Source organism: Ruegeria sp. CH8, from assembly GCF_056536985.1.
In genome coordinates this window covers 200,570-213,306 of the sequence record NZ_JBQFQR010000005.1, presented here as the reverse complement: position 1 = coordinate 213,306, position 12,737 = coordinate 200,570, and the positions used below count along the sequence as shown (strand labels likewise).

The following is a 12,737-nucleotide window of genomic DNA, read 5'->3' as shown; positions in this document are numbered from 1 at the left end:
ACGTCCCTCAAGCCAGCAACAAAAACTTAAGGGAAAGCGATGAACACACACGTACGTTTAAACAAAACTCTGATTGATGCGGTCGTAAATGGCAACTTGCTCCTCAATGAAGTCAATCGGCGTGTTCGTTTTGAACTCTATTCCGAAACCTGCTCGGTAAACGGTGCGCTGATTCCGCGCTGGGACTGGAGTGACACTCAAGGACGGCCTGGACTTATGTCGATGATCGAGCAGGTCGACTTCGAGTATTCACAGACCACCCACTTGGAGCTGTTCGAAGAGTCACAGGAGTATGAGGAGATGATCAACTGCCTTTTGCAAGAACGCTTATCGCCGGAACGATTGTGCAAGTTCGATCCGGACAATGGTTGGGTGCTGACGGCTTTCAATTCATTAGCCCTCAACGATCACGGTGAAGGTACTAAATTTTCCTCATGAAAATTTCGGGGCCGGATCTAAATGCACCACTTTTTGAAGCACATTGAGTGCTCGCTTTGCGATCGCAGTCGCCTGCACAATTAGCATCGTTAGATATCGACTGCACAGCTTCGAGATCCGTCCCCAAAAGGTTCGGTCAGGCGCTGCGGAAAGAGCTTTTTTGTCGTACGTCTCACCGAAAGGAGTTTGACACCTTAGAACCAAGAAACGGCTTCAAAGCAGATTCAGGCGGCGAATAAGTCTCGTTCGTCCTTGAGTGCAGCTGGATCAATCGAGTTCTGCAAGGTCGGCACTGAGTTGTCGAAATTGTAGATGCCTGCGATCCTTTCGCCGTTCCAATGAAATCGGTAATGCTCGCACTGGATCGGCCGTTCCAGGGCATCACCATTTAGAACCACAATGCGCGTACCTGTAGGCCTTTCAGAAGAGTGAAATAGCACGCCATCAAACTGAACATTCGTGTTCATTTGGATGACTTTTTCTCCCAACTCTCTGAGTTCCCATCTATTCCGTGGTGAGGTTGGGCTTCTCGCATTCAGAAAGCGCCCCTTTACCTTTCGTCGGAGCATTCTCATGTCGAGGCCGATCGGACCTTCTTTGGTTCGCTTTAGAAAAAGTTCTCTTTTTTCAACTGACACAGCAAGTGCAGTTTGAACATCTCCAGACATCTCGAGGCAAGGAACTGAGTTCGAAAAAAGAGCGCTCCCTTCGGGGTTTGGGTAAGTGAAAGGGGCAAGGTTCCAGCTGTGAAATCGAGCTGGTTCTTCATCCACGACATTTAGAGAACTCTTTGACAGTCTTTCTTTGGCGCGGATGCGAGGATTGGTCAGGTTCTCAACTTCTGCAACCTCATCATCTCTGCCTGCTGCTATCCGCTCAAAAAGACCCACAGGTGGAAAGCGAGACGGTATCAATGTAAAGAAAGCCGCATCTACGTCTATAATTGGATAGTTATCCACCTCGTTGGGCATTCACATACTCCCGAACCTTGTAGATATCAGCAACCAATCCACCGAGCATCACTTCCAAAGCGGATTGGTTTCCAAAAAATTGATTTTCTTTCCTCACCCACCCATCAGCTGCATTGGGATCGGGCAAAAGGATTTGTAGAGCTTTATAAATACTCAGCAGGTGTGAAATTCGCTCAACGGTGTCGTTTGGAAGGTTTCCACCCGATTTTTTCCATTTGAAGAATGTCGAGCGACCTGGGGTTCCAAGCAAAGTAATTTGTTCCTCTGTGGAAAGACCCCACGCGTCGGACAAACTCGAAAATGCTTCCATTGCGGCCGGAATCTTATCCTTTCCCGCGACCGCTGCCAGTCCGGGCTCTGAATGTGTCATCAACTTAGATCCTCCCAGTCCTAAAATAGACTTGACGCCGATATTAGTCCAAATGCATACTGGTCCACATCGGGACTCTTTACGACTATCTGTCTAAAATGTCTTTGATGCAAGTGAAACCAGCCGCTGCGGCAATATCGAGCAAAGGACCGCTGCCATGACTACCAATTTGATTGAAGCCGAAGACCTCCTCGCCGTACTCCAGGCCGGGCGCAAACCTCGGGACCACGGACCTTACAAGGTAATGGTTGGGGATCCCAACCTTGCCTTCAGTGAGGTTCATCTCGATGACCCGACGCCCACCGGCCGTCAGGTCATCGAAGGTGCTGGTCTCCGCAAAGCTGAAGAGCACTTGGTGTTTCAGGTCCTGCGAAACGGTGAGCTGGAAGAGCTTCGTCTTGAGGAAACCACGGACCTCCGCCCAGGACAGGTTGAGCGTTTCCTGATCTTCCCCAGCGCTGAGTCTTACCGCTTCGACATCGACGGAAAGCGTCTCGATTGGGGCCACAAGGTCATCAGCGGACGGGTCTTGAAACGCCTCGCGGGTGTCGACCCTGCAAAGTTCGGTGTTTGGCTCGAGGTCCGCGGTGAGGAAGACCGCCCGATCGCCGATAACGAGCTCGTCCGGCTCGACGATGAAGGGCTCGAGCATTTCTTCACCGGGATCTGCGAGACCACGGAAGGGAGTGCGTGATGAGTATCTTGCCTTCCAAGGATCGCCGCTACCTCAGTGTACGGGGCATCGCCTACCGCGAAGTCGAGCATGGAGGTCAGAAGGGAGTGATCCTGACGGACTTCCCGTTGCCTGACGGTAAGTTCCAGGTCTCGCAGGCCAACATCCTCATCGTGTTGCCGCCAGGGTATCCAGACGCGCCGCCTGACATGTTCTATGCAGTTCCGCACCTGCTCCTGGTTTCCGGAAAGCGCGCTCCTCGGGCAACCCAGGTGCAGCTGAACTTCGACGGACAGAACTGGCAGCGGTGGTCCCGCCACAACAACCAGTGGCGCCCGGGCGCCGATGGGCTATGGACCATGATCAAGCGCATCGAAGTAGCGCTGGAGGTGGCAGCATGAAACGCACAGATATCATTCTCCAAGAGCGACACCGCGATGAGCTTCGGAAACTGATTGCAGATGAGAACGGCGCAGAAGGCGCCGCCTATGTCCTCTTTGGCCGGAGCGTGATTGGCCGGGACCCGCTGACTTGCGAGCCGCGCAGCCGCTACACGTCGTTTGAGGTTATCCCGATCCCGGACGAGGACCGGGTTTCCGCCAGCGATCGGCACGTTACCTGGAGGACAAAGTCGTTCGTCAACCTCTGTCGCCGGGCCAAGGAGGAACAGCTCATTCCTGGGATCGTGCACAGCCATCCAGGAGGCTTTGATGGCTTCTCCAAGCAGGACGACAAGAACGAGCTGGAACTCTTCAACCTGCTTCGAAATCGGAACAGAGAGGGCGTTGAGCTCGTGAGCATGGTCGAGGTTGGAGGAACACTCTATCGCGGCCGCGTTTGGGTTGAAAGTGCGAAACCTCCCAATTGTGAGCGTGTAAGCGTGGTCGGACAAAACGGCATTACGATCCAAGGGGGCAGTCTCCCTCCGGGCGATCCTGCTTTCAATCGCCAAGCCTTGGCTTTCGGTGATGAGGTTAACGGGTTGCTCAGGCAGCTCGCCATCGGCGTGGTGGGTTGCGGTGGAACCGGAAGCGCCGTGGTCCAGCTACTGAACCGGCTCGGCGTAGGGCGGATGGTTGTGATCGACGATGACGTTGTCGAGGTTTCCAACCTTAACCGACTGCATGGAGCCACCGTGCAGGATGCTCTCAAGAAAGTGGCAAAGGTCCGTGTCGTTGCCGACGAGGTGCTCAGATCAGGCCTTGATGTTGGAATTCACCCGATCAAAGGCTGGGTGGACTTGAAGGATGCACGTGACGCGCTGAGATCGTGCGACGTGATCTTCGGTTGCACAGATGATCACTCCGGGCGGATCTTCCTGAACCGCCTTTCACACTTTTACCTGATCCCGGTGATTGATGTCGGTCTCGCACTCATACCGAGGTCCGATGGAAAGCCTGGCCTACAAGAGATGGCTGCACGAGCAACAGTCCTATTTCCTGGAGCGCCGTGCATGATTTGCCGTGGGATTGCTGATCCGGTCCGGGCGCGCGACGAAGATCTCAAACGTCGCAACCCGGAAGAGTTCGAGCGTCAGAAGGCCGAGGCCTACGTGGTGGGCGCCGGCAATCCCGCCCCGGCCGTGGTAACTTTCACGACCGAGGCAGCCACGATGGCGGTCAACGAACTGCTCCAGGGCCTCGTTGACTACCGTGGCGAAGGCAAATGGGCCTACAACCGCTACAGGCGCCTCAGTACGGCGGAAGAGCGCCGGCAGGGTGTGAAGCACCGCGAGGATTGCTCGATCTGCGGAGACCTTGACAACTGGGGTCGTGGTGACGTCATCCCCTTCCTTGACAGGGTGGGGTGATGGTCATGATGCGAAATATGCTCCGGAGGGTCCTCGAGACTCTCCGGCTTATCCCACGCAGCAATTTGTCGTGTCGGATTTTTTCCCGTCATCCCTCCCCCGACCAGCTCGTTTTCGGCGAGGTGGTCGTAGTGCGCGATCCGAAGGACAAATGGGCATGTTTTCCTTGCCCGTGCGGGTGTGGAGAGACCACCAAGCTGTCGTTGAATCGGGCCAGGAGGCCACGATGGCAGATCACAATTGACCGGCTGAACCGTCCGACGATCTCTCCCTCGGTTAGGCAGACATCCGGGTGCAGGAGCCACTATTGGGTCAGGGATGGCGGTATTGAATGGTGCAAAGATTCTGGTGGCGGCAAAGAATAAGAGCTTCAAAAAAAACGCTTTGCGTTTTTCGATGGCCGCAATTCGAGTGTCGCGGCCACTACACTTCTCAAATAGGTCGTGCCATTGACCACGCTCCTTTCGATCCAATCAAATTTCAGAAACTCGATCTTGATATATACCAAATAAAATCAAACGCGCCCTCGAACCCAATTGGCGAAAAACACTTTGAGGATGCTTTCCTGCGACAGCTTGCTTCTTAGTTTGCTACTCACGCGCGGCAAATCCCTTTCAATGTCCAGTGTTGCCCTGGCCTCTACCGGAGCAGTCCTTATTAGTTCAGATATATTGACTGGCAGACAGTTAGGCGAACGACGACAGTTAAAACGGTTGAAAGGATTTGTTGAATACGAGGGGCGATCACCGTTGTTGTCCGGTTGCCACCTTTAATGCTTCCATCTCCGTTTTCTTTACCAATGTTTGATGTGTTGTCCGACACGCCAGCCGTCCATTAACTAAAACCAACCCAATGCGGCTCATCTCTTCTTCATCAAGGAAACGGGCAACAAGCGGTGCCAGAATCTCAATTAAAGGACCATTGTTTCCAAGAGCATCCGCCACACCGCCCTCCAAAATCTTGTCGATGTCGATGGGCGCAATCTTGCGAAGACCCTTCCTAAGAAGTTCGAGTTCGTTTCGAGTTTTGCGAAGCCTTTCCACCTCAAGTCGAACGAACTGCCGGTCGTCAGCACTCGGGATTGTCTCAATTGCTTCTTCTAAACGGCGTCGTGGGGGAGACGGCCGCCTCGGGAGTAAGGGCTTTTGCCGCTCGTCTTCACAGGCCTTAACGAAACTCAAAATACCTGGGTCGTTGTGTATAAAAGCCCTTGTTGGTCCAGACCAAGAATCATCCTTTGCTCGGCGTGCGCGAACGTAGCGATCAATTGACGACGGCGTAATCTTCGGATTCAGCCCAAGTCCGAAATCCTTGCCATATGCCGCTTTTACAGTGTTTGCCGCTCGACCACTGGCAATATCCTCGCAGGCTTGCGTGAGGCGATTGAGAGTTCTCAACCGTATCTCTGGTCTGTCCATGGCTTTGGCTTCGTCGCGAAGGCGGGCCAGGATGATTTCAGAAGCCTTTGGAGTATATTCAACCATATCAGGTATCCTTACTCCTCAATATCTTGTCGCTCTCATCATTGTCACCACCTCCGTTCTCTGAGTAATTTGATACATCCTTCCTGAGTTCGGGAAGTTTCGATGCACCACTTAAGAGTTCTTCAATGAAATCGGGTTGCTTACCTGCGCAACTTCTCGCGTGACGGGTAATCAAGTCACCAAACGCGTCCATAGCCACTCGTCTTTTATCGGGGTCCAAGCGATAGAAAAACTCAACCGCATCATTTCGACGCGCGATCTCCATGAGAATTTCATCGCGCTTTTCACGTGTTCCTCCCGGCACATCCATCGCACCTCCAGTTGTCAAAGAAGCAGTTGAGACAACTTCATGAAACAACTCCAATGCGTGAACCTCATTGAATTTTCCGGACAACTCTTTGTAGTTCACAGCCACCAGTGTATTCGCGGTCGCTTTTTTGCTTAAACCGGCCTCTGCTTTCCTTATAGTAACGAGTTCGGCCGCCCATTCGGCCCAAAGTTCATCCCGGAAGCGTCGATGACGCCGGATCCGGGCCTCAATCCTTGAAGCTGACCGACCTGCATCTTCCAATCGAGCGACTTCGTCGGCTAACTCTTTGTCTACACAAAAAGAATTCGTGATTTCTACCATTATAGCATTCAACCGGAGCACGAGCCCATTGAGAAATGCCGGTCCAGTAATCCGGAAACGACATCTTGAACATGCTTGTGGTCGAAATACTGGTTTTATCCGACTGCTTCCGTCATCAAGCCCGACATCACAGGAAGCACTTGGGCAAATTCCGTGGGAAAAGACCTCGTAGGGATTTGGTTCGCCATCGATAATCCTACTCTTCAACAGATCAGTACCTTCTGATCCTGCGCTATCTGTGCCCCCGAGGTAATAGCGAAGCACATCGTCCACCTCTTCGTCGGTTGAAGCCGCCTCAAGTTTTCTGAGAGCACTTTCACGGCGCGCCTCCAAACCTGCTTGGATTTCTTTGTGAGTCACATCATTTCGCACCGCATTGTAGTGCCAAGTCATGACAACGCTCTTATGGCCAACAAGGATTGCAACGACGTCCGGAGAAACGCCTGCATCTATCAATGTTGTGACAACTGTGACGCGGAGACTATGCAGGTCCCAACGCGGCTTTCCATCCGGCCGAAGCAGAGGTTCCCAACGGAATTCCGCTCCCAATTTGGCCAAATTAGCTCGACGTCGCCCGTTATAAATTGGCTCGCAGTGTCGAAGAAGCGCATTCCAATAATCATACAATGCAGACCGAGTTAGAGGGGTTCCATGCGGGCGGCGAGGGTCCCGGAACACAGGAAAAACCTCGCCAATCTCTTCCGGTGTGGATAGGTCCTCTTCAAGACGATGGCGGGTCGCCACAACCGGTGTTCTACGTGGATTGTGCTCAATCTGCCAATCTCGCATCATTTCGAAGTAGCTCGCGTTCACCGCATCGACCCAAGGCACCTCGTACGGTTCAGTCTTGTTGATTGCCAAGTACATGCCGACGGTATTTTCGTTGTGTCCAATCTGCGTAATTCGTAAGTAGCCGTTTTGGGATCCTTTCTCAGCAATGGGGAGTGGATTTGGAACTTCGCAAATCCTCTCGCGGTCAACCCAGAATTCGTCACGCTCACCGCTGTCCATCCACAAAGCACTCCGTGATCTCATCCCGGTGTTCAAGATCATGTCCAAAACAATGGGGGCTGCGGGAAAAAAAACTTCTCGGGTTTCTGTGCTTCCTCGCACCTGAATGGATCGGAACTGTGAAGGCAAACCGCGAGCAAAAGCAAACGGCGCCCCTTCAGAAGTCTTCCTACGATTTTCCTCAATAATCACTTCAAGGAGCTCTTCGTGCAGGGACTTTCGGTGTGTCCGACCTACACGCGGCTTTCCCCTCTTTGTTGGGCAGTCCTGAACGACATCTATCGGCGAAACAAAGTCAGCCCAGCTTTCACGAGTGGCCACCAGTCGAATGATTTGGTTAAGGGTCCGCAGGGTTCTGGTTTTAACGAATGGCGTGCGGTTTGCGGCGAGAAAGTCCGAAAAGGTGGGAAATGAAAGATTGCCGCCGAGGCGAATATGTTCATTTCTGCCAATGTCGGACCAGGTCTTAGGTGAATTCGCTTCTCCAATCTCCCATACGTAAAACAACCAATTGGCCATTTCGTGTGTTCGCGTATACTTGACCTTGATCGGTAAAAGAGCAACGCCATCACGCATTGCCTCTGCCCAATCCGATACGTATTGTGGAACCTTTCCATCACGGGTGAGCAGTTGTTTGCCAAGCTCAGCTCGCATCCGCCTGGGATCCTCCACCCACGCATAAACTTCGGTTGAGTTACCTACCCCGAGTTTTACGCCATAGCCAAAATATCGTACGGCATCCCGAACATTGGGATGTTCCATGTCCAACCCCGCAGCAGAGACCAAAAGCCGAAAGTAGCGGTTTGCGTGGCTGCTGAAACGTCCTTTCTCTGAGGCGGGATTGAGACGCCTTTGTATTTCAATATCTTCCTTAATACGAGGGAGTATCCAACTATTGAATTCAGGAAGTTGAAAGAAATTTGTTCTGAGGAGAAGTTCTCGGTGAAATGGCAAAATCGAGGCAGATTGCTTGTCACCTTTAAATACCCCCGCACAAACTGATCGCCATTGCTCAGGTACTGCAAAACTCCAAAAGAGCGGCTCCAAACTTTGAGGCAGAATCCATGAGCCTTCTGAAGCGCTGATGTGTGGCCAAAAGATGATACCTTGCCTCGAAAGGAAGATCGCGAACAGAAGGTCCGCGCACCTGCGAGGTTTCTTTTTCTTTCTTGCCTCGAGATACTCACCAATGTCGTAAGCCACCTGAGACAAGGCATCGCGAGCACTGCTAAATTTGCAGAGCCTATGCTTCAGTTCATTTAGACCAAACCGGACACCTACGGCTGGGAAACGCGTGTCAAAGATATCGTCAAGCCCATCAGCATCTGCAAAAAGCTGTTCCATGATCCGTCTCTGCGAACCAGTGTCGAGTTCGAATATTCGATCGACTAAATTTCCCCTCCCCCTGGCGAGTGCTTTGCCAAGCGAAAGCCTTGTATCAGATATCGGAACTACGTCAGTTGCCAGGCAAGCGGCTAAGACCGGTTTCTTTCGCAACCAGTTCAAGCTTGGCTGTTCTGCACCGCTTCTTTTGAATCCAACAACTGAATTGGTCGGACAGGTAAGTTTATCAAAGACAAACCGGCGGTTAGGATTGAACTGCCTAAACTCGGCGGGCGTCATTGATAAGATCCCAAGAAGTTCGTTACGGAACTCATTTAGAAATGATTCAAGAATTCCCTTGAATTCCTCGATGCTCAAATCGCGCCGAAGAACGAATGATTTGGCCTCTCGGGAAACAATTCCGCTACCGTCCGGTTGTATACTTAGATCTGCTTCGTCAATCGAAAGAACTTTGTAAGACAAGAAGGCCTCCTGAGTTGAATGTTCATATCTTTCGGGCAGACAACGCATCATGAATTGTACGCGATGACCGTCCGTAGCTTTCTTGGCTTTCGATTGACGCGTGACCGAGGCAGACTTGGACGTGTTCTTCGCTTAGCCCAATCTCGTTTCGCAAGAACCACTTGTAATGATGCCGCATGCCGTGCAGATTTCGCCCGAACCTTCGAGGCTCCAACCCCACTCTCCTACATGCTCTCTCAAAAGCAGACTGGACAGCAGAGATCTTTACGGGGTCACCTCGCCAATACCCAGAACGATCGCTCATGTTGACGTATAAATAGGGGTGCTTGCTCGACGTCCGTTCAATATCGTGAAACGTCGAAATTTCATCGTGGCATTCTTCAAAAATCTGGCATGCTCGATGGTCTGCCCAAAACACTTGATGGGTATCATGCGCACCAGATACAATTGTTCCTTTCCAACCAGCTCTAAGTGGATTCCCAGCCGATAGGTTGCACCTGGGTGCGATGCCATATGTATTCTGAAGGTAGATACGGCGCTCGACGGAATCCGCGCCAACGACCCCCGTATAAGTTGATGTGATCGGGTGGGCTCTCAGAAACACTCTCTCCAACAACTCCTTTTCACGAAACTCAGGAAAGAAATATGAACGGTACACGTCAGGGAGGATGTCACACGACCAAGTATTAAGTTGTTCGCTTATCCTGAGGCCAGCGAAAGCTGCTGTAACCCATAGAGCCTTATAAGTTGGATTTCTTTCGGCATTTATGATTGCCCAAACCTCTTCCGTAGGAGGGAATGCCCGAATGCGATTCACTCTTTTCGAATACCTAACGATAAAAGGCCGATTTGCTTCTTCTGGAGAACGGACTTCTTGCCATCTCAACCTGGCTGCGGAGAGATGAGCAAAGAAGTCTCTATTACTCAGCTTGCGCATTTTAACCATGCGCTTGAGCATTTGCGGATGCTCCGCCATAGTCCAAGTTCGTCCCAACTCAGCCCGGCCGAAATTGGTAGAGCAAAACTCAAAATACCGAAGGATCGCCGCGTATTCCCTCCGTAAAGTCGCCGATCCGATGGGTTCCCAACCGAGCTCGGATATTGGGTCTGAATGATCGAAAACTGCCGTTCCAGATGCCCTCGTCGCCAAATAGGCGTAAACTAAGTAATCTTGCTGCCCAATATCAAATGGCCTCCTCGCGAGAGCCACAGCAGTAAAGTTGGCGAGGCGGGCGAGTGTTCTGACCTCGGTGTCAACTGAAGCCGGTGAATGTGTAACGCTTCGAGCCCTGGCATACGCAAACGCGTCTAACACTGGGGAAACATCTCCATCGTCCATCGCACAAAAGACTACCGGAATGGTCGTCGTAACGCCGTATTTCGAAACAGAAATGTCAGCGACTACTGCGACAGGGAGCCTAACATCCGTCAAAACGACATTCATTCCACCGATAGTTCCACCCATGGGTGGAACTATCGGTGGAATGAACTGCTGGCACAATAGAAAACCACTTAAACAAAACACTTTTGGATAGGGCATAGTTGTACAGAACGATCCGACAGTGGAGCGCTGCGAACGCCGCGCGCGGGCGCTTGGTTTCGGAGCCTTTCAGGTGACCAACATTTTCGCATGGCGCGACACCGACCCGCGCAAGATGCGTGCCGCCGCCGATCCGGTGGGACCCGCAAATGACGCGGCCATTCTGGATGGCGTGGAATGGGCCGATCAAGTCATTGCCGCCTGGGGCACTCATGGCGCACATCTCGACCGTGGACCGGCGGTTGAAGCCCTACTGCGCGGCACCGGCCAGCCGCTGTTCCATCTGGGTCTGACCAAGGATGGGCATCCTAAGCACCCGCTCTATATCGCGTATACTCAGCAGCCCGAAACGTGGTGACAAAGGGTTAACCACAAGATCAGTCTGATTTTGACCAAGTGGCTGATCACATGAGACATTTACCCTCGGACCAGTGCGTTCACGGAGGGTTCCCATGTTTTTGGTCGGATTACTTGGACTGGCCGCTGTTGGCGGCGCGGCCTACGCCATAAGCGACGTCTTCGAGCCTGAAGACGAGCCCGAAGAGGATGACATCTCGGAAGATCAGGTCGATGAAGTGACCGAGGGCAATTTCCTCGAGATTGAAGACCCCTCGGCCCAGGATGAAACCGTTGAGGTCGACGAAATCGCCAAGGCCGAAGACCCCGACCCGTCGACCGGAACCATCGTTTCCGAATTCAAAGGCGATCTGATCATTGCCGGAACCGAGGATGCAGATGTCCTGACCGGGCAGGAAGGCGTCGATCAAATCAACGGTTTCGGCGCGGATGACGTGATCCATGGCGGCGCCGGCAATGACGTGTTGTACGGGGGTGAAGGCGCAGACATCGTCTCGGGCGGAGAGGATGACGACGTCCTTCACGGTGAGGATGGCGATGACCTGCTGGCCGGGGATGAGGGGGATGATGAAATCTATGGCCATCACGGCGCGGATCAACTGGAGGGCGGTGAGGGTGATGACACGTTGCACGGCGGTCAGGACGACGACACCTTGGACGGTGGCGAAGGCGATGACGCTCTGCATGGCGGCTATGGCGACGACACGCTGCGTGGCTGCGCGGGTGAGGATGTTCTGTTCGGCGGGGACGGCGATGACATTCTGACCGGCGACGATGGTGAGGGCGAACAGGCCCCCGACTTCCTGAATGGTGGTGCCGGAGAGGATACGATCCTGGCAGACAGCGGGGATGTCGTCACCGGCGGCAACGACGCTGATGAGATCATCCTCGACCCCGAAACCGAGGATGAGCCTGTGACAGTAATGGATTTCCAGCCTGAACAGGACAAGCTGTTCGTGTCCTGGGACGGTGCCGAAGACCCCGATATCCGGATCGAGACCGATGCCGAGAACGAAAACCTGACCCATGTGCTGATTGACGGGCAGGACGTGGCGCAATTGCTGGGGGTCGAGGGCTTGACCGCCGACGACATTCAACTGATCACCGAGGCCGAGCTGGCACAGCTGACCGCGTTGGCTTGACCCGGCAGAATCCCTTTGCCATTTGCCTAAATTGCGCCTATACGCGCGCATCCGTATTGGAATCGGTACGGTTTTCTCCATGGGCCTGCGCTGGACGACATCCCGGCCTGCGCCATCAACTCTAACCTTTAAAGGAGACCCCGATGTCGATTACTGCCGCTGAAAAAGCACGCGTCATGCAAGAATTCGCAACCAAAGAGGGCGACACCGGTTCGCCTGAAGTACAGGTTGCCATCCTGACCTCGCGCATCAACACCCTGACCGAGCACTTCAAGACCCACAAGAAAGACAACCACGGTCGTCGCGGTCTGCTGAAAATGGTCGCCCAGCGCCGTAAGCTGCTGGACTACCTGAAGGGCAAAGAAGAAGCGCGCTATCAAGACCTGATCAAAAAGCTGGGCATCCGCCGCTAAACGCTTTTTTCATACTACACGGGTTGATATACCCGCGTTGTACGATGTGCAAAGATCAACACCTGCCAAATTGGCAGGTGTTTCCTTTTTG

Annotated in this window: 11 protein-coding genes and 1 pseudogene; 8 read left to right on the top strand and 4 right to left on the bottom strand. The window is 53.0% G+C overall.

Annotated features, from left to right (window positions below):
- The first annotated feature begins 39 nt into the window (after window positions 1–39).
- Window positions 40–438 carry a hypothetical protein gene (locus ACR0ER_RS07875; RefSeq protein WP_480768442.1) on the top strand — a complete coding sequence of 133 codons (399 nt, stop codon included), beginning with the start codon at window positions 40–42 and terminating at the stop codon, window positions 436–438.
- A gap of 224 nt (window positions 439–662) precedes the next feature.
- Here ACR0ER_RS07875 and ACR0ER_RS07870 read toward each other — a convergent pair whose 3' ends face one another.
- Together ACR0ER_RS07870 and ACR0ER_RS07865 are read right to left on the bottom strand one after the other, a co-directional pair.
- Window positions 663–1,409: an RES family NAD+ phosphorylase gene (locus ACR0ER_RS07870; protein WP_480768441.1), complete on the bottom strand. Its 747-nt coding sequence runs from the start codon at window positions 1,407–1,409 to the stop codon at window positions 663–665.
- A complete protein-coding gene (locus tag ACR0ER_RS07865) occupies window positions 1,390–1,779 on the bottom strand; it encodes an MbcA/ParS/Xre antitoxin family protein (protein WP_480672910.1) in 390 nt (129 codons plus the stop codon). Before ACR0ER_RS07865 ends, ACR0ER_RS07870 begins: the two co-directional genes overlap by 20 nt.
- Window positions 1,780–1,936: 157 nt before the next feature.
- On the opposite strand from ACR0ER_RS07865, the gene ACR0ER_RS07860 reads away from it, so the two are divergent.
- The 4 genes from ACR0ER_RS07860 to ACR0ER_RS07845 are packed head-to-tail and all read left to right on the top strand — an operon-like array spanning window position 1,937 to window position 4,627.
- Window positions 1,937–2,473 carry a multiubiquitin domain-containing protein gene (locus ACR0ER_RS07860; RefSeq protein ID WP_480768440.1) on the top strand — a complete coding sequence of 179 codons (537 nt, stop codon included), beginning with the start codon at window positions 1,937–1,939 and terminating at the stop codon, window positions 2,471–2,473.
- Complete coding sequence (locus ACR0ER_RS07855; protein ID WP_480768439.1) at window positions 2,473–2,853, top strand: E2/UBC family protein; 381 nt, start codon at window positions 2,473–2,475, stop codon at window positions 2,851–2,853. Before ACR0ER_RS07860 ends, ACR0ER_RS07855 begins: the two co-directional genes overlap by 1 nt.
- Window positions 2,850–4,262, top strand: a complete 1,413-nt coding sequence (locus ACR0ER_RS07850) for a ThiF family adenylyltransferase (RefSeq protein WP_480768438.1) — start codon at window positions 2,850–2,852, stop codon at window positions 4,260–4,262. Before ACR0ER_RS07855 ends, ACR0ER_RS07850 begins: the two co-directional genes overlap by 4 nt.
- A complete protein-coding gene (locus tag ACR0ER_RS07845) occupies window positions 4,262–4,627 on the top strand; it encodes a ubiquitination-like system serine protease family protein (RefSeq protein WP_480768437.1) in 366 nt (121 codons plus the stop codon). Before ACR0ER_RS07850 ends, ACR0ER_RS07845 begins: the two co-directional genes overlap by 1 nt.
- Window positions 4,628–5,005: 378 nt before the next feature.
- Here ACR0ER_RS07845 and ACR0ER_RS07840 read toward each other — a convergent pair whose 3' ends face one another.
- Together ACR0ER_RS07840 and ACR0ER_RS07835 are read right to left on the bottom strand one after the other, a co-directional pair.
- On the bottom strand, window positions 5,006–5,746 hold the full coding sequence (locus tag ACR0ER_RS07840; protein WP_480672916.1) for a hypothetical protein: 741 nt from the start codon (window positions 5,744–5,746) through the stop codon (window positions 5,006–5,008).
- A gap of 1 nt (window position 5,747) precedes the next feature.
- A complete protein-coding gene (locus ACR0ER_RS07835) occupies window positions 5,748–9,194 on the bottom strand; it encodes a VPA1269 family protein (RefSeq protein WP_480768436.1) in 3,447 nt (1,148 codons plus the stop codon).
- Window positions 9,195–10,738: 1,544 nt separating this feature from the next.
- On the opposite strand from ACR0ER_RS07835, the pseudogene ACR0ER_RS07830 reads away from it, so the two are divergent.
- From ACR0ER_RS07830 to rpsO, 3 genes and pseudogenes are all read left to right on the top strand, one after another.
- Window positions 10,739–11,092 (top strand): annotated as a pseudogene (locus ACR0ER_RS07830) (DUF1643 domain-containing protein); the annotation flags it as partial.
- Window positions 11,093–11,186: 94 nt separating this feature from the next.
- Window positions 11,187–12,233, top strand: coding sequence for a calcium-binding protein (locus ACR0ER_RS07825; RefSeq protein WP_480768435.1), 1,047 nt, complete (start codon window positions 11,187–11,189; stop codon window positions 12,231–12,233).
- 143 nt (window positions 12,234–12,376) lie between these two features.
- Entirely contained in the window at window positions 12,377–12,646 is a 270-nt protein-coding gene (gene rpsO / locus ACR0ER_RS07820; protein WP_170329634.1) for a 30S ribosomal protein S15, read from the top strand.
- Window positions 12,647–12,737 lie beyond the last annotated feature (91 nt).